General features: G+C 63.4%; 14 protein-coding genes. 6 read left to right on the plus strand and 8 right to left on the minus strand.

From position 1 onward, the window contains the following. Positions 1–67: 67 nt before the first annotated feature. Genes C9990_RS10805 through C9990_RS10820 form a run of 4 tightly spaced genes read right to left on the minus strand, consistent with a single transcriptional unit; the run spans position 68 to position 5,797 of the window. Entirely contained in the window at positions 68–1,261 is a 1,194-nt protein-coding gene (locus tag C9990_RS10805) for an EAL domain-containing protein (RefSeq protein WP_065904201.1), read from the minus strand. Then, on the minus strand, positions 1,248–4,046 hold the full coding sequence (locus C9990_RS10810) for an ATP-binding protein (protein WP_106805626.1): 2,799 nt from the start codon (positions 4,044–4,046) through the stop codon (positions 1,248–1,250). The genes C9990_RS10805 and C9990_RS10810 overlap by 14 nt, the downstream gene beginning before the upstream one ends. Before the next feature lie 57 nt (positions 4,047–4,103). Further along, positions 4,104–5,087 carry a fimbrial protein gene (locus C9990_RS10815; protein ID WP_106803271.1) on the minus strand — a complete coding sequence of 328 codons (984 nt, stop codon included), beginning with the start codon at positions 5,085–5,087 and terminating at the stop codon, positions 4,104–4,106. A 23-nt stretch (positions 5,088–5,110) separates the two neighbouring features. Then, positions 5,111–5,797 (minus strand): molecular chaperone, encoded by a 687-nt coding sequence (locus C9990_RS10820; protein WP_240435242.1) that lies wholly within the window; start codon positions 5,795–5,797, stop codon positions 5,111–5,113. A 204-nt stretch (positions 5,798–6,001) separates the two neighbouring features. Between C9990_RS10820 and C9990_RS10825 the strand changes: the two genes are divergently transcribed. Next, positions 6,002–6,523: a chemotaxis protein CheY gene (locus C9990_RS10825; protein WP_106803273.1), complete on the plus strand. Its 522-nt coding sequence runs from the start codon at positions 6,002–6,004 to the stop codon at positions 6,521–6,523. On the opposite strand, the gene C9990_RS10830 is transcribed toward C9990_RS10825, so the two are convergent. Beyond that, entirely contained in the window at positions 6,524–8,824 is a 2,301-nt protein-coding gene (locus C9990_RS10830; protein ID WP_106803274.1) for an FdhF/YdeP family oxidoreductase, read from the minus strand. Between the two features lie 232 nt (positions 8,825–9,056). On the opposite strand from C9990_RS10830, the gene C9990_RS10835 reads away from it, so the two are divergent. Next, a complete protein-coding gene (locus tag C9990_RS10835; protein ID WP_371920695.1) occupies positions 9,057–10,172 on the plus strand; it encodes a catalase family protein in 1,116 nt (371 codons plus the stop codon). Here C9990_RS10835 and C9990_RS10840 read toward each other — a convergent pair. Together C9990_RS10840 and C9990_RS10845 are read right to left on the minus strand one after the other, a co-directional pair. Further along, positions 10,158–11,354 carry a DUF1835 domain-containing protein gene (locus C9990_RS10840; protein ID WP_106803276.1) on the minus strand — a complete coding sequence of 399 codons (1,197 nt, stop codon included), beginning with the start codon at positions 11,352–11,354 and terminating at the stop codon, positions 10,158–10,160. The two genes, C9990_RS10835 and C9990_RS10840, sit on opposite strands and share 15 nt — an antisense overlap. Positions 11,355–11,552: 198 nt before the next feature. Then, the gene (locus C9990_RS10845; RefSeq protein WP_106803277.1) at positions 11,553–12,629 is read right to left on the minus strand and encodes an aldo/keto reductase; all 1,077 of its coding nucleotides are present in this window, start codon (positions 12,627–12,629) and stop codon (positions 11,553–11,555) included. A gap of 131 nt (positions 12,630–12,760) precedes the next feature. On the opposite strand from C9990_RS10845, the gene C9990_RS10850 reads away from it, so the two are divergent. Both C9990_RS10850 and fetB read left to right on the plus strand, forming a co-directional pair. After that, positions 12,761–13,438 (plus strand): ATP-binding cassette domain-containing protein, encoded by a 678-nt coding sequence (locus tag C9990_RS10850; RefSeq protein WP_106803278.1) that lies wholly within the window; start codon positions 12,761–12,763, stop codon positions 13,436–13,438. Next, a complete protein-coding gene (gene fetB, locus C9990_RS10855; RefSeq protein ID WP_106803279.1) occupies positions 13,435–14,226 on the plus strand; it encodes an iron export ABC transporter permease subunit FetB in 792 nt (263 codons plus the stop codon). The genes C9990_RS10850 and fetB overlap by 4 nt, the downstream gene beginning before the upstream one ends. Positions 14,227–15,046: 820 nt before the next feature. Here the strand turns inward: fetB and C9990_RS10865 are convergent. Further along, positions 15,047–15,820, minus strand: a complete 774-nt coding sequence (locus C9990_RS10865) for a glucose 1-dehydrogenase (RefSeq protein ID WP_106803280.1) — start codon at positions 15,818–15,820, stop codon at positions 15,047–15,049. Positions 15,821–15,952: 132 nt separating this feature from the next. On the opposite strand from C9990_RS10865, the gene C9990_RS10870 reads away from it, so the two are divergent. Next, positions 15,953–16,825, plus strand: a complete 873-nt coding sequence (locus C9990_RS10870; RefSeq protein ID WP_106803281.1) for a LysR family transcriptional regulator — start codon at positions 15,953–15,955, stop codon at positions 16,823–16,825. A 103-nt stretch (positions 16,826–16,928) separates the two neighbouring features. After that, positions 16,929–17,561, plus strand: a complete 633-nt coding sequence (locus C9990_RS10875) for a glutathione S-transferase family protein (RefSeq protein ID WP_106803282.1) — start codon at positions 16,929–16,931, stop codon at positions 17,559–17,561. Positions 17,562–17,576: the final 15 nt, after the last annotated feature.

The following is a 17,576-nucleotide window of genomic DNA, read 5'->3' on the forward strand; positions in this document are numbered from 1 at the left end:
CGCAGGATAAATCGGCACTGGAGGGAGCTTACTCCTTATTAAAGAGCAAATAATCCAGGGCCGGCTGCTAGTGAGATGTCGCAGGGCCATCATTGTTCAGAAGTTGTTGAAATTGATCCGAAGACACCGCGTGGGAGATCAGGAAACCCTGCACCTGGTTGCAGTCGATCTTGCGCAGCAACGCCAGTTGCTGGGGCGTCTCCACGCCTTCGGCGACCACGGTCAGGCCGAGTTTGCGGCCCAGCGCAATGATGCTCGCCAAGGCCTGGGCGATGCCTTCGTTGTCATGGCTGCCCTGGACCAGCGCCTGGTCGATCTTGAGTTCGGTAAACGGCGTGGACACCAGGTTGAGGTAGGAGCTGTAGCCCTTGCCGAAGTCATCCTGGGACAGGCCGAAGCCTTTGATGCGCAAGCGGCAGGCGCCGGCGTAGAAGTTGCTGATGTCCTGTGGCACCGAGCATTCCATCAACTCGAAGCAGATCATCCCCGGGATACCGTCGTGGTGCAGCACGAATTCCAGCAAACGGTCGGCCAGGTCGTGGCTGTTGAGCAGGTGGGTGGGCAGGTTGATCGACACCGGGATTTCATAGCCGCGCTGGCGCCACTGCTCCTGGGCGTAGATTGCCTGCTTGAGCACCAGCCACAACAGCCGTTCCTCCAGCTCGAAGGCCTTGATCGCCGGCAGGAACGCGGCGGGCAGCATCACGCCTTGCTCGGGGTGCATCCAACGCACCAAGGCCTCGGCGGCGACGATACGCCCGTTGGCGAGGGATTTTTTCGGTTGGAACCAGGCCTGGAACTGGCCCGCGCTCATGGCCTGCACCAGCGTGTGACGGTCGATGTCCAGGTGCTCGGGCAGTTCGGGGGAGGGCGTGCGTACCCGGTTGCGCAACTGGTCCACCAGGCTGCGCAAGGCGTCGGCGGCGACCGGTTTGGAGATCAGCCCGATCACCTCCACATCGAGGTTTTTCGCCACCAGGCTGGCCGCCATCAACATGCGCCGCGACGCCGCGCTCATGATCGCCAGCGCCGGCTTGCAGCGCAGGCTGGCCAGGCACTGGATAAACTGCACGCCGTCCATGCCGGGCATCAGCAGGTCGGTGAGTACCAGGTCGAAATCGCGCTGGCGCAGCCGCTCCAGCGCTTCTTTGCCGTCCTCGGCGGTTTCGAGCCTGAAATCCCCCAACTCACTGAGCAGGTGCTGCAGGTAGATGTGCTGCAGGGGGTGGTCCTCGACTATCAAAATACTAAGGGGCTTCATGGGTGTTCCGTGCATAAGGCGCCAGGGAGTTGAATAGAGCCCGCAACGCAAAGGGTTTGACCAGGCAATGGTTCATGCCGGCGGCCAGGCACAGGTCGGCCTCGCCGCGCATGGCGTTGGCGGTGGCCCCGATGATCGGCAACGGGCAGCCCTGGCGGCGCAATTCGCGGGCCAGTTCATAACCGTTGATGTGGGGCATGTTCACGTCCGTCAACACCACATCGAAGTTGCCGGCGGTGTACAGCTGCAACGCTTCCTGGCCATCGGCCGCCAGCTCCACGGTGCAGCCGAGTTCTTCGAGTTGGTCGCGCAATATCAGCTGGTTGATGATGTTGTCCTCGGCCACCAGCAGATGCAGGTTGAGTTTGCTCAAGTCACGCTGGCGTATTTGCTCGTCGCTACGGGCCACCCACAGCCCTTGCGCCTGGCTGACGGCCTGGTGAATCGCCGCCAGGTGATTGAGGTTGACGTGCCACGCGCCGGCGTCGGCTTCCACGGCGGTGCAGGCGTTGCTGCTCACGTGGATCACCGGGCCCGGCCACTCGGGCGCCAGCGACGGGTCGATGCTGCCCGGATGCACTTGCAGCAGCAGATGACTGTCCGCCAGCGTCGGCAGGCCGGTCTGCGCCCTGGCGCCCCAGCGCCGCAGCCAGCCGCTGATGGAGTGCGCCAGCTCGGGGATCGGCGCGACCACGTAGATGGTCTCGGCCAGCAGCGGGGTCATCGGCGGGGTGGGCGCCTCTTCCAGCGGCAGGATCAGGCTGAAACTGCTGCCCAGGCCCATTTCGCTGACCATGCGGATATTGCCGTTCATCAACTCCGTGAGGCGCTGGCAGATGGGCAGCCCCAGGCCCGTGCCGGCGACGACGTTGGTGTTGCCTTCGCTCTGGTAGAACGGTTCGAAAATCATCGCCTGGTCTTCCTGGGCGATGCCTTTGCCGGTGTCCGACACCTGCCACAGCAGGCTCGAGCGCTCGCCGTCGCGCCCCAGCACCTTGACCCGCAATACCACGCGCCCGTAGTCAGTGAACTTCACCGCGTTGTTGAGCAGGTTGTTGAGAATCTGGCGGATGCGCGTCACGTCACCGATCAGCCGTTCCGGCAACTTCGGGTCGAAGCAGGCATACAGTTGCAGGCCTTTGCCCTGCGCGGCTGCGGCGTAGCCCTGGATGATTTCGTGCACCAGCTCCAGTGGCGAGAACTCACTCAACTCCAGGGCCAGTTGCCCGGCCTCGATCTTCGACACATCGAGCACGTCGCAGATCAACTGCAGCAGGGTCGAGGACGACCCTTCGATGGCGTGCAGGTAGTCCTTCTGCTGGGCGTCCAGTTGCGTGCGCGCCAGCAGTTCGAGGGTGCCGAGCACGCCATACAGCGGCGTGCGGATTTCATGGCTCATGGTCGCCAGGAACAGGGTCTTGGCAGCGTTGGCGGCATCGGCTGACTGGCGGGCTTCCTCCAGCGCCGCCTCGACCTGCTTGCGCGCACTGATATCGCTGAATGCACAAAACAACACGTCTTCGCCGCGATAACGGGTGGGGGCGCTGCTCAGGTACAGGTGGCGGCCGTCGATGGTTTCAAAGTAATCGCAGTGTTCGTGGGCGTCATCGGCAAACGCCTGCTCGATCCAGCCAGCGCGCAATGCCTCACGCTCCGGGCCATGGCCCAGCCATTGCTGGGCCAAAGTGTTTTCCAGCACCACCTGGCCGTCGGTGCGGCGCAGCACGCAGAGGGCGACGGGCGCGGTCTGGATCACATCGCGGCCGAACGCCTCGCTTTCGATCAGCGCCTGGATACGGTGGATCGAGGGGATGATGAAACGCTGGTCGACACGGCGCATCACCAACCAGATCAGCGTCACGCTGAGCAGGCAGAACAGCAGCGAACCGAGCAGCTGCTTCCACAGCCCGGAGACCACGGCGTGCAGGTCGATGGAGTACATCAGTTGCCAGTCCGAAGACTTCAGGTGCTTGCGAATCACCAGGTGATCGGGCAGCCAGCCGTTGCCGACAAAGCCGAAAAAGCTGTCTTCCTGGGGCTTGAGGCGTTGCTGGCTCCACTGCGCATCGTCGCTGTTGGTGAACACCAGCATGCCCTGGGAATTGAGCATCATGAACTCGCCGGCGCTCTGGTCGCTGAGGGTCTGGGACACCTCTCGGCTTTCCATCTCCAGGCCCAGCCAGCCGGAGCGGGGGTCGCGCTCGTCCAGGCGGATGAACAGATAGAGGTGCGAGTGGTGCTCGGTCTTGTCGCTGAGCCACAGCTCTTTGAGCGTCGACGGGTCGCTGCGTTGCAAGGCCTTGAGGCGATTGAGCAGGCACTTGGAAATCGGCAGCACTTGCGCGGTCGAGTCGTACAGGCGCGTCACCTGCGGCTCGGGGCCGGTGTTCACATAGAGCAGGTTGACCTGCTTGGCCTTGAGGTAGTCGCGCATCCGCGCGGTCAGCCAGATGCTCCACTGGTTGCCCGGCGTGTCACCCAGTTGCAGGTGTTGTTCTTCTTCGGAGGAGGGGTAGAGCCGCGCCTGCTTGCGCACTGCCGAGAGGCTGAGGCTTTCGAGCAAGGCCTCGCGGTTGGTGAAAAAAGTGTGGGCTTCGGCGATGGCGCTGCTCATGTAGCCGCGGCGTTGGGAGATGTCGTTGTTGAAGGTCGACAGCAGAAAGGTATACACCCCGCTGAAGATGCCGATAAGCAGCACGGTCGCAAAAATACGTAGCAGCCTTCTGGCTGCTTCGGGTCGGGAGAGGACGGGGTTGATCTGCAGCAGGTAACTTTTCAATCGCATCGGCGCACTGTAGAGACCCGCGTGCGCCAAGGGCATAAGACGATCCTTAAAATTCGCCTACTTGTAATACATATCTACCACCACGGCGGCGTCGAAGGCGCCGGGGAGCGGCAGGGTGCGCCATTTCAGATCGGCACGAAATTCATCGTGGCTCTGGCCCAGGCCCATCAGTTCCTGCAGGGTGAACCACGCGTTGAACGGCAGTTGCTGCTGGCTCTCGGCGCGCGACAACGAAATGCCCACCGAATTGTTGTTGTCCGGCACCAGCAAGCCATTGCTCACACTGCCGCCGCCCGCCGTGGTCGCGAAGCGCGCACTGACGGTGTAGGGCGTGTCGCAGCCTTTGCGCAGGTTCAGGCTGAAGTTGGCGCTGCTGGCGACTTCGCCGATCGAGGCTTTGCGCGACGGTGTCGGGAAGTTGACCACGCTGGGGGTGATGGTCAGCTCGGGCGTGCAGGGCACGAAGCGGATGCCGTTCATGCCGGTGACCACATAGTTGAAGTTGCTGTTGGGCCGTGAGTTGAGACCGCGTACGCCGTCCAGCTGGAACACCCGGTAAGAGGTCAGGGTGCTGGCCTGGCCACTCGGTGGGGTAGGGTCGTATTTTTCGATGAACACGCTGAAGTTGAGGGTGAAGCGCGCCTTGTCCCAGCCCACGCAGTTGGCCAGGTTGCAGCCACGGTCGGAATAGAACCCGGTGCCGACTTTGCCGCTGCTTTGGGTAATTGGCTGGTTGTTGTAACGGATGCCCACGCGGATACCGGTGCCGATGCTCACGTTGGCCGGGTTGACGTAGAAATACACTTCCTCGCGGCCATGGTTGTAGTCGTCCTTGCAGATCACATTGGTCGAGCGCGGGCCGGATTCCCAGATGATGCTGCCGTTGGGGGCATCGGCAGCCACCGCCAGCGCGGTGCCCAGCGCCTCCTCGGTGATGATCGAGTTGGTGCCGTCCTCGCGGCAGGCCAGCGCATGGCTGGTGGCGGGCAACACGGCACAGGCCCACAGCAGCAGGGGCAGGAAACGTTTGGTCGGTGACATAGGTGCAAGTACCCCGCGATCGGTCATTTGAGCAGTGCGCTACGGCGCGCCTGCAGGCCGATATCGTTGATTTCGGTAAAGTGGAGGGTGGTGCCGGCGGCCAGCGGGCTCGGCGTGTCCAGGGTTTTGCGCTCGTAGGGCTTGAGCAACAGGTAGTCGCTGAGCGCCTGGCTGTCGGTCTGCACGTCCACCAGCGACAGGTGAAATGCACTGGGATTGCTGACCGTCACGCTGCCCCCGTCGTTGCGGCTCCAGACCAACTGCTGCACCGCCTCGCTCGATCCCCCCTTGAGCGCGGGCGGGCGATACAACAGCTTGAGCCGTTGGCGGATTGCAAACTGCACGCTGTTGGAGTCCTGCGGCTTGAGCGGAATTTCCATGACGTTGAGCCAGAGCAGCGACTCGCGATCGGTCGGCAAGCCCTCGCCGGCATACAGGATGCGCAGCCGGTGGTGCTCGCCGGCGCCCAGTTGTACCAGCGGCTCGGTGGCGGCGAACGGCACGGTCCGCCCGCTTGCATCGTCCTCGCCGGTGATCCAGGTCTGCACCACTACTTCACGCGGCGCCTGGTTGACCACGCCGAGGGTGGCTTCCCTGTCCTGGCCGAAATAGATCAGGCGCGTGCCCTCGATCTTCAACGCCGCATTGACGGGACGTGATGCGAGGGCCAGCAAGGCGCAGGCTAAAAACACCATTCTGAGTAAAAACATGAGCACAGGCGAATCCAGGGGAGCGTGAGGGACGCGGCCCATGGTAGGGGCAGGGCGGTGCGAGGGCTTTGAGGCGATTCTTAAAAATGCGTGGGGGTAGCGGCGTACCGTTTCAGAATCGCCTTAAAGTCAGGTTTGCTGGCTGACGGTTAACGTATTCAGCGTTGAATGATCGACGCGGATGCCCAACTGTCAGGTTTACCTATGTCCAATAAAGCGTTACGCCTTCTGATTGCCGATGCAGACCTGCTGCAACGGATCAAGATCGAGAAAATGCTCAACCAGCTGGGCTATTACCGCATCGCCCCGCTGAGCACGTTCGACGAGCTGCAGGCCTTGACGCGCTCGGGCACGGTGGCGTTCGACCTGTTGATCATCAACACGGCGCTGGTGTGCGCGCGGCCGTTCAACCTGCTGAAGTACTGCCATGACAACCCGCTGATCCGCCACGCGCTGATCTATGACGGGCAATGCGTGCAGGGGTCGGTGGTGTCGGTGTCGGTGAGCCATACGTTGCATTTGTCGCTGTCGCAGTCGCCGGACTTCAACTCGTTGCGCCACTGCATGGAAATTATCGACCCACAGCATTGCGCGCCAGCCGTCGAGCGGCCGATGTTGCGCGCCGTCGACGGTCGGCTGCTGTCGCCTGCGATGGCCCCGCGCGCTCACTATCCGCAGGATTCGGCGGTGGTGGCGTGCGCGGTCGGGCTGTCGCCCAAGCGCTGATCAACCCGCCAGGCTCAGGCGGATCGGCACCGATTTGGCCGCCGGCACCTTGCTGCGTTCGGCATGGTGCCAGAGCGGCACCAGCGGGTTGCATTCAGGGTAATACGCCGCGGCGCAGCCTTCGGGAATGTCATAGGCGACGATCTCCAGCGGCCCCACCTGGCGCTTGACCTGCGGCTCTATGGCGGTAGTCAGCATCACGCCCTGGCCGTTCTCGAAGCCCAGCCGCGCGATGTCGTTGCGGTGCATGAAAATCACCTCGCGCGTGCCGCTGATACCGCGAAAGCGATCCTCGTAGCCATAAATGGTGGTGTTGAATTGATCGTTGCTGCGCAGCGTCATCAACTGCAGCACATCGCGTGGCAGCACCTCGGGGTTGACGTCGTCGTCTTCGTTGAGGGTGCTGGGCAGCACGAATTGTGCCTTGCCGCTGTGGGTCAGCCACTCACGCCGGGCGACCGCGATGGGGCGGTGGAAACCACCCGGTTCGGCCATGCGGGTTTCCATGTCGTGGAAGATCTGCGGGTAGATCGCGCCAATGGCGGTGCGCACCTGCGAGTAGTCGGCGCTCCAGCCTTGCCAGTCAATCTTGCTGCCGGCCGGCAAGGTCGCCAGGGCCAGGCCGGCGACGATGCTGGCCTCGGCTCGCACCTGCGGGCCGACCGGTTCCGCGCTGCCGCGCCAGCCGTGGATGCAACCGGTGCTGTCCTCGGTGGCCCAGGTCTGGGCGACGCCGTTCTGCCGGTCGATTTCGATGCGTCCCAGGCACGGCAGCAGCCATTGGTTGGCTGCAGGCAACAAGTGCGTGCGGTTGAGCTTGGTCGCGATCTGCACGTTGAGTTGCAGCGTCTGCCAGGCCGGTTCCATGCGTGAGGTGTCCGGGATCGCGCGCAGGAAGTTGCCGCCCAGCCCGATAAAACCGCGCACGCGCCCGGCGAGGATGCCTTCGCAGGCGTCCACGGTGCACAGGCCCATCTGCTCGGGCACCTTGAAGCCGAAGTGCTGTTCGATCAATTCGACCGGGACTTTCTTCGGGTCTTCGGTAATACCGACGGTGCGCTGGCCTTGCACATTGGAGTGGCCACGCACCGGGCAAATCCCGGCGCCCGGCTTGCCGAAGTTGCCGCGCATCAGCAACAGGTTCACCAGCATCTGCACGTTCTGCACCCCGTGGCGATGCTGGGTGAGGCCCATGCCATAGATCATCATCACCCGCTCGCTGCGCGCATACACCTGCGCGGCGGCCTCCAGGGCGCTGCGGCTCAGGCCGGACTGGCGCTCGACAGTCTGCCATTGGCAAGCCCGCACCAGCGCCGCGAAGGCCTCGAAACCCTGGGTGTGCTGGGCAATAAAGGCGTGATCGAGCACCGCCGCGCGCCCCTCGCGCTGCGCCTGGTCGTCCATCTCCAGCAGCACCTTGGCCAGGCCGAGCAGGGCGGCGCTATCGCCGCCAATCGCTACCTGGTGGTATTGCGTGCTGATCACGGTGGATGCTGGCGTGAGCATTTCTACCGGCGACTGCGGATTGACGAAGCGCTCCAGCCCGCGCTCACGCAGCGGGTTGAAGGTGATGATCGGCACGTCGCGTCTGCGCGCATCCTGCAGTTGATGAAGCATGCGTGGGGCGTTGCTGCCGACGTTCTGGCCAAAGAAAAACAGGCAGTCGGTGTGTTCGAAATCGTCCAGGGTCACGCTGCCGACCGGTATGCCGATGCTTTCCTGCAGCCCCACCGAGGTGCTCTCGTGGCACATGTTCGAACTGTCGGGCAGGTTGTTGGTGCCGTAGGCCCGGGCGAACAGTTGGTACATGAACGAGGTTTCCAGCGACGCGCGCCCGGAGGCGTAGAACACCACGCTGTCGGGTTGCATCGTCTGCAATTGCGCGCCGATCTCGCGGTATGCCTGCTCCCAGGTGGTCTCCTGGTAGCGGTCGGTGGCCGGATCGTAGCGCAGCGGGTGGGTCAGCCGCCCGTGTTGCTCCAGGTCGTAATCCGACCATTGTCGCAGTTCGCTGAGGGTGTGCTCGGCGAAGAACGCCGGCGAGGTCTTCAGCGAGGTCAACTCCCAGGCCGTGGCCTTCGCGCCGTTCTCGCAAAACTCCAGGGCGTGCGGCTTGCCCGGCTTGGCCCAGGCACAGCTGACGCAGGCAAAGCCGTCCGGCTTGTTCTGTTTCATCAGCGCGCGCGGGCCCTTGGCGAAAGCCTGCTCGCGCCACAGGATTTTCATCACCGACTGCGCCGAGCCCCAGCCGCCGCTCGCATGGGTGTAGGGGTGAAAATGGGCTTTTGGATAGATCAGCATGGCGGCACCCGGGAATCATCAGGAGGGATAAGGCTGTGACGAATGCGCGCTGCAAAAGGTTCGAGCTGATCTCCGGACGGTAGGCGACCACCGCTCGTCCGACGTCATGCCGATTTGTTGAACATCCATTTGATTGCTCCGGACCTATGAATCACCACGCCTGGATTTTTTTCCGGCGTGCCTGACTATTAAAAAAAGCCTGCCGTGATCCCTATGCCGAGCGGAGAGATACCTGATGAACGACCTACCTGTAGTCAATCCAGTGCGTGCGCCGTTGCCCTTTGAGGCGTCCTTCGAACAGATCCCGGAAGATGAAGCGCAGACCAGCGCGGAGCTGGCTGAAGCCCTTCACGGCATTATGCAGACCACGTTTCGCGACAGTGGGCACGCCACCCGCAGTGTCCACGCCAAGGCCCACGGTTTGTTGCGCGGGCACATCACGGTGCTGGATAACCTGCCGGCCGAACTGGCCCAGGGCGCCTTCGCCAAGCCGGTGACACTGCCGGTGTTCATGCGCTTTTCGACCAACCCTGGCGACATCCTCGATGACAAGGTGTCCACCCCGCGCGGGCTGGCGGTCAAGATCGTCGGCGTCGAGGGTGCGCGCCTGCCGGGCAGCGATGGCGAGGTGACGCAGGATTTCGTCATGCAAAACGCCAAGGCCTTCACCGCCGCGACGCCGAAGGATTTCCTCAAGACCCTGAAGTTATTGGCCAAGACTACCGACAAGGCCCCCGGTATGAAGAAAGCCTTGTCGGCAGTGCTGCGCGGCGTGGAGGCGACGCTGGAGTCGCTCGGTGGCGAAAGCGGTACCCTGAAAAGCCTGGGCGGCCACCCGCAGACGCATATCCTCGGCGAGAGTTTTTCCAGCGTCGTGCCGATGCTCTACGGGCCTTACTACGCCAAGGTCGCGGTGGTGCCGGTGTCGTCGAACCTGACGGCGCTGACCGACCTGCACGTGGATTTCGGTGGCAACCCCGATGGCCTGCGTGCAGCGGTCGAAGCCTACTTTGCCCAAAGCGGCGGCAGCTGGGAGGTGCGCGTCCAACTGGCCACCGACCTGGAAAAAATGCCCATCGAGGACGCCTCGGTGCAGTGGCCTGAAGACCTCAGCCCGTATGTGACCGTGGCGCGCATCGACCTTGCACCGCAAGCGGCCTGGAGCCCGGAAAATGTGCAGCAGATCGACGATGGCATGGCCTTCAGTCCGTGGCACGGGCTGGCGGCGCATCGGCCCCTGGGCGGGGTGATGCGGGTGCGCAAGCCCGCTTATGAGATGTCGTCCGGGTTCCGGGCCGAGCACAACGGCTGCCCGATCCATGAGCCACGGCCGTCAGCCACGCCATAACGGCCGTCGTTGATCATCCAGCGTCCAATGCGGCTGGCGGGGTGAGAGACACACGCCGCCAACCCAGCGCACGTCGCTGGCATGGTCCAGCCAATAGGCATCGCCCTGCAGTACCGCGTGGCCCAACGCGGTGAGTGTCAACGGGCGGCGAGGCCATGGCTGGTCGGTGCCGGTCTCGATCAGCAACGGCTGCTCGGCGTCGATCAATGGGCGCAGCAGCGCGTGGAACATCATGTCGCCCAGGAACGGCAGCGGCTCACGCTTGGCCATCAACTCGGCGAACACCCGGCCGAAAGGCACCGGTCCAGCCTCGGCGATGTAGCTCAGCGATAACTGTTCGGTGAGTGACAGACCGTTGTGCTGGCTGGGCAACTCCTGCAACTGACGCAGTAGCGCCGGCCCGAGAAAGGGCAGGGAAGGGTGATTGCCGTGCGCCAGTTCGGCGAGGGTGACGGGCGAGTTGTCGCAGTACGCCGACCACACCTGTCTGGCCAATTGCACCGCGTCATCGTCGATCAGCCGGCGCTGCGGCCATAGCCACGCCAGGACGTCAGGCGCCAACTGGCCGATGCCGATGAAGCGCTCGACGCCCGGAATGCGGCCCACCTCGATCAGCTCCAGCTTGCGCGGCGCGTGGTCCAGACTTGCCAGTGTGCGGACCAGGAACAGTTGGTCATAGGCGTCCGCCTCGCACCACAGCACGCTGTGATCGGCGCCGGCCAAGGCATTCAGCTGTTGGTATTCATCGTCCACGCGGCGCGCTGTCTCGGCGTGGTCCAAGGCAAAGGCCTGGCTGATGAAGGCGCTGCGCAGCGCGCGGAATGCTTCATCCGGCACATCACGTACCGGGCCCATGCATAACGGGTCGGTGAGCATCCGGAACTGGCCCTTGAACCCGGCCAGTTGCAGGCTATGGGCGATGTCATTGCCACAGCGCCAATGGGTGGTGCGCGCTTCATCGCTGGCGGCGAAGTCGGGGTGCTGCGCGGCGAAGTCGATGGCATCGATATGCGCCTTGAGCCTGGGCCAACTGCTGAAGCCCAGCTGTTTGGCAATCGTCCATTGGGCCTGGGACAAAGTCGCGTGCGGGTCTTGGGTTTTCAGGCGCGGCAACAGTTCCTTGGCGCGCTTGCGCTGCTGCTCAAGGTTAAGGCGGCCATCGGTGTTGAAGTGTTGGGACATACGATCTCCTTGCACAGACCTTTTCCGCTTTAAGGCTGGGGAGTCGTAGAAAAAAAGGAGGTAGCAGTGTCTTGGGCGCAGCCCTTTCCGCGGAAGGTGGCGTAGAGAGCGCCAGGCGGGAAATATAGGCAGCATCGCCGTTCACTGCAACCCTCAAGAGGGGGGCGCGAGCATGCCCGCGCCCACATTCAGGCCGGTTTACTTATCCTTGCGTGCGTCCATGGTCTTTTGATGCTCGGCCAGGAACGGCTGTTCTGCCGGGTCAAAGCGGTCGATGCCTGCAGTAAACCGGTGCCAGTACGGGTACAACGGCTGGCGACGGGTCACGGCCTCGATGCGCGAGGATTGCTCCTCAGTGAGCTTCAATTCGGTCGCCGCAAGATTGTCGCGCAGGTGTTCTTCGGTACGTGCGCCGACGATCAACGAGGTGATCCCTGGGCGATCCTTGAGCCAGGCCAGGCATGTGCGGGCCACCGAGACGCCATGCTCGTCGCCGACGGCAGCAAGGGTTTCGATGATATCCAGCGCGCGCTCCTGGTCATGCACGTAGGGTTCCGGCCAGCCGCTGCCTTGGCGGGTATTGGCCGGTGGCTGGTGTCCGCGGCGGGTCGAGCCGGTCAGCAAACCTTCGCCCATCGGGCCCCACACCAGGGTGCCGATGGACTGGTCCAGCGCCAGTGGCAGCAACTCATACTCGGCCTCGCGCGATTCCGGGGTGTAGTAGATCTGCTGGGTGATGGGCTTGAGCATGCCGTGCAATTCGGCTTTGCCCAGGGTTTTCATCATTTGCCAGGCGGTGAAGTTGCTGGTGCCGAAGTAGCGGATCTTGCCCGATCCCACCAGCAGCCGCAGGGCTTCGAGGGTTTCCTCGATGGGCGTCATGCCGTCCCAGTTGTGCAGTTGGTAGAGGTCGATATGGTCGGTGCCCAGGCGCTTCAGGCTGGCTTCGCACGCGCGAATCAGGTGGTAGCGCGACGAGCCGGAGTTGTTCGGGTTCTTGTCCACCGGGCTGCGGCCTTTGGTCGCCAGCAGGATGTCGTTGCGCTTGTCGCCCAAGGCCTTGCCGACCACTTCTTCGGCCAGGCCGTGGGAGTAGAGGTCGGCGGTATCGACCATATTCACTCCGGCGTCGAACGCGATGTCGAACATGCGCTTGGCCTGGGGCACGTCCACCGAGCCGCATTTTTCGAACTCGGCACGACCGCCAAACGGCACGGTGCCCAGGATGATTTCGGATACCAGCAGGCCGGAATGGCCCAGTTGTCGGTACTGCATGTCGCCTCCTGTTTACGTTGCACGTGAAGGTGTGAACGACGTGGCTGGCGATAGTTTGAATTTTTTCATGAAATCTTCCCGCGTGTGCCGCACCATTGCGTCTGGCAGGATTTACGAGGAACCCCGCGTCCATGAGCGCATTGATACAAACCCGCGCCCTCACGCGCGTGGATGAACGCCGCCAGGTGGCTTTGCTGCAACCCACGGACTTCACCTTGCACGCCGGCGACCGCGTGTCGATCACCGGTTCGTCCGGCTCCGGAAAAAGTGTGTTCCTGCGCGCCCTGGCGTTGCTGGATACGCCGACCTCGGGGCAGATCCTGTGGAACGGCCAGCCGATCGCCAATGCGCAGATTCCCCATTACCGCAGCCACATCAGCTACCTGTCGCAACGCCCGGCGCTGCTCGAAGGCACGGTGGAAGACAACCTGCGTTTCCCGTTCAGCCTCAGGACCCTGCGCAAGCGCCACTTTGACCGCGCGTCAGTCATCACGCTGCTGGAGCATGCGGGCAAGGCGCCGGACTTCCTGGCCAAGCACGCGCTGGACTTGTCCGGCGGTGAATCCCAGGTGGTGTCGCTGATCCGCACCCTGCAACTCGACCCCGAAGTGCTGTTGCTGGACGAACCCACCGCCGCCCTCGACCCGGCATCTTCGCGGGACGTCGAAGCGCTCATCGACGCCTGGTTCGCCGCGGACAACGCGCGCGCCTATGTCTGGGTGTCCCACGATCTCGACCAGGCCCGGCGCATGAGTGACATCCACTTGCAGATGAGCGCAGGCGTGCTGGATGGAGCGGCCCAGCCATGAATTATCAGAACCTCACGGCCCTGGACATGGGCATCGCCGCCTCGCTGATCCTGATCAATGGCGCGCTGTCAGTGCTGTTGCGCCTGGGCCTGGGCCGACAGTTGCTGTGGGCGGCGGTACGCACCGTGGTGCAACTGTTGGCGATCGGTTACCTGCTGGGATGGGTGTTCGAGTTTGCCTACTGGTACGTGGTGCTGCCGTTGATGTGCGCGATGACCTTGATTGCCGGCCTCTCGGCCGCCGGCCGTGGACGCCGCACGTATCGCGGGCAGCGCGTCGATAGCATCCTGTCGGTGTGGGGCAGTTCCTGGCTGGTGACGGCGGTGGGGCTGTTCGCGGTGATTCGCATCCATCCCTGGTACGAGCCGCAGTACGCGATTCCGATCCTGGGAATGATCCTCGGCAACACCCTGACCGGCGTGTCCCTGGGCATCGAGCGCATGACCCAGGAACTGACCTCGGGCCGCAACACCATCGAGATGATCCTCGCCCTCGGCGGCTCGCGTTGGGAAGCCGCGCAGGAAGCGATCCGCCAGGCAGTGCGCGCCGGCATGATCCCGACGCTGAACCAGATGACCGTGGTCGGCATCGTCAGCCTGCCTGGCATGATGACCGGCCAGGTGCTGGCGGGGGAAAGCCCGGTGGATGCGGTGCGGTATCAAATCGTGATCATGTTCCTGATCGCCGCATCGTCGGCGCTGGGCACGGTGGGTGCGGTGCTGCTCACCTACCGACGGTTGTTCTCCACCAGCCACCGGTTTTTGCGTGATCGGTTGCAAGAGCGCTGAGTGCGGGCTGGTTGTTGTGGGCACGCTTGTTGGTGAGCACGCTTGTTCTGGCAGGCGCGCTTGTTGGTGAGCAAGATTGTCCTGGCAGGCGCGCTTGTTGGTGAGCAAGATTGTTCTGACAGGCTCGCTTATTGTGGTGAGCGGGCCTATTGTGGTGAGCGGGCTTGCCCCGCGTTGGGTGGCGAAGCCGCCCTAAAACCATCCACCGCATTGTGTCTGACGAAATGCGGCAGTCTTATTGGGGGACGCGCTTATTGTGGTCAGCGGGCTTGTCCCGCGTTGGGTGGCGAAGCCGCCCTAAAACCATCCACCGCATTGTGTCTGATGGAATGCGGCAGTCTTATTGGGGGACGCGCTTATTGTGGTGAGCAAGCTTGCCCCGCGTTGGGTGGCGAAGCCGCCCTAAAACCATCCACCGCATTGTGTCTGACGAAATGCGGCGGTCTTATTGGGGGACGCGCTTATTGTGGTGAGCGGGCTTGCCCCGCGTTGGGTGGCGAAGCCGCCCTAAAACCATCCACCGCATTGTGTCTGACGGAATGCGGCGGTCTAATTGGGGGACGCGCTTATTGTGGTGAGCGGGCTTGCCCCGCGTTGGGTGGCGAAGCCGCCCTAAAACCATCCACCGCATTCTGTCTGATGGAATGCGGCGGTCTTATTGGGACCGCTTCGCGCTCCAACGCGGGGCAAGCCCGCTCGCCACAATAAGCAAGCCCGCTCACCACAGTTTCACTTTCAGCCACAATCTCATTCCCTGCCACAGTCTCACTTCCAGCCTCAGTTTCACTTTCAGCCACAATCCCATTCCCAGCTCCAACCCTCACAACGACGCAGTAATTCCCCCGTCCACATAAAGAATATGCCCGTTGACGAAGCTCGCGGCGTCGCTGGCGAGGAACACGGCGGCGCCGGCCAGCTCGGCCACGTCGCCCCAGCGGCGGCTCGGGGTGCGCTGCACCAGCCAGTCGCTGAATTCGGGGTGGGTCACCAGGTTGGCGTTAAGTTCGGTCTTGAAGTACCCGGGGCCGATGCCATTCACGGTCAACCCATGCGGGCCCCAGTCGATGGCCATGCCCTTGGTGAGCATCTTCAACGCGCCCTTGCTCGCCGCATACGGCGCGATGCCCGGGCGGCCCAGTTCACTTTGCACCGAGCAGATATTGATGATGCGCCCACGCTTGCGCGCGATCATTGCTCGCGCCACGGCCTGGCCGACCAGAAACGCGCTGTCGAGGTTGGTGCTGATCAATTCGCGCCAGTGCTGCTCGCTGTAGTCTTCGAGCGGCCCTCGACGCTGCATGCCGGCGTTGTTGACGAGGATTTCCAGCGGGCCGAGGCGCTCTTCGATATCCGCCACCGCAGCCTGGATCGCCGCGCTGTCGGTGACATCGAATGCCTGGGTGTGCACCTCCAGGCCCTCCAGCGTGAGCATCGCGGCTGCATCGCACAAGTTGCCGCGATTGCGTCCGTTGAGCACCACCCGTGCGCCGGCCTGGGCCAGCCCGCGCGCAATGGCCAGGCCGATACCGGCGCTGGAACCGGTGACCAGCGCGAGCCGGCCATCCAGGCGGAAGTTGTCTAAAACACTGTGCATGGAACCGTTCTCCGAACGCGCGGGTGATAACCAAACAGGCCTTGATGGGCTTAACTTCGCTGCAATCCAGGGGGTAGGTCCAATGTTCATTTATGATCTTCTGATCAATATCGGTGATCACCAGGGTAGGGTATGGAGCTCAAACACTTGCGGGCCTTTGTGGTGCTCGCCCAGGAGCTACATTTCGGTCGGGCGGCAGCCCAGCTGTCGATTGTGCAACCGGCGCTGAGCATGCAGATCAAGTTGCTCGAAAGCGGCCTCGGCGTGCGCCTGCTCGACCGCAATCGCCACTCGGTGGCGCTGACCGAAGCCGGTCGCGTGTTCCTGCCGGAAGCCCAGGCCACCTTGCACCAGGCGACGCGGGCGGCGGATGCGGCGCGCGCCTCCAGCCGTGGCGAGATCGGCCGGGTGCGCCTGGGGTTTGTGTCCTCGGTACTCCCGCAATGGTTGCCCGAGTTGATCCGCGCGGTGCACCAGCGATACCCGCGCCTCGAGCTGGAACTCAAGGACATGCCCGGCCCCGACCAGGCCATCGCACTGAAGAGCGGCCTGCTGGATTTCGGCCTGATGCGCCTGCCGGCCGCGCACCCGGGGATCCAGACCCGCGCGGTGCTGCACGAGAGTTTTTGCGTGGCGTTGCCCGTGGATCACCCGCTGGCGGCACACGCGTCCATCCAGCCCGCCGACCTGCTCGATGTGCCGGTGTATATCCTCGCGCGGCGCTATGCCCCGGGCTTCTACGATGAGTTTATCCAGGCGCTGGGCATCCCCCTGCACATCGCCTCGGAGCTGGGCGAGTTCACCACCATGCTCGCGCTGGTCTGCGCCGGGTTGGGTGTTGGCGTGCTGCCGGTGCAGGCGACGCGGGCCCTGCCGGCCAATTGCGTGTCTCGGCCCCTGCAACTGGGTGGGTTCGAGACCAGTACGGGGCTGGCCTGGACCGCGTTGGACAGCGCGGTCAAGCGCACGCTGTTCGATCTGATCGTCGATTTGCTTGGTGAGTGATTGTTTCACCGGGTGAAATGCTGGATTGTAAAACCTGGTGATTCCATCGACCCGGGCAGCGATGGAACATGCGGTGTGTCGAACCCCTCTTTCGGAGCCTTCCATGTCCCAGCCTGCGATCAAACTCTACGGTTTTCCATTGTCCGGCCACACTCATCGGGTCGAGCTGATGCTGTCCCTGCTGGGCTTGCCCAGTGAATTCATTCTGGTCGACCTCAAGCAGGGCGCGCACAAAGCGCCTGAATTCGTCGCCACCCTCAATAGCTTCGGCCAGGTGCCGGCGATTGACGACAACGGCACGGTGCTGGCGGACTCCAACGCGATCCTGGTGTACCTCGCGAGCACCTACGGCAAAGGCCAATGGCTGCCGAGCGATCCCGTAGGCCAGGCGCGCGTCCAGCGCTGGCTGTCGGCCGCCGCCGGGCAATTGCACGCCGGCCCCGCTGCGGCACGCCTGGCCCTGGTGTTTGGTGCCCAGGTCGATACCGACACCGCGATCAGCCGTTCCCACGCCTTGCTGCAGTTGGTGGAGCAGCAATTGCGCCACAGCCGCTTCCTGGCCAGCGAACAGCCGAGCATTGCCGACGTGGCCTTCTACACCTACGTGGCCCACGCGCCGGAAGGCAATGTGTCGCTGGACGACTACCCTCAGGTACGCGCCTGGCTCGCCAGCATTGAAGCGTTGCCAGGGTTTGTCGGCATGCCGCGCACGGCGGTGGGGCTGCAATCACACTGATTTTCACGAGGCCTG

Source organism: Pseudomonas sp. S5D5 (assembly GCF_003013355.1).
GTDB classification, from domain to species: Bacteria; Pseudomonadota; Gammaproteobacteria; order Pseudomonadales; family Pseudomonadaceae; genus Aquipseudomonas; species Aquipseudomonas aylmerensis.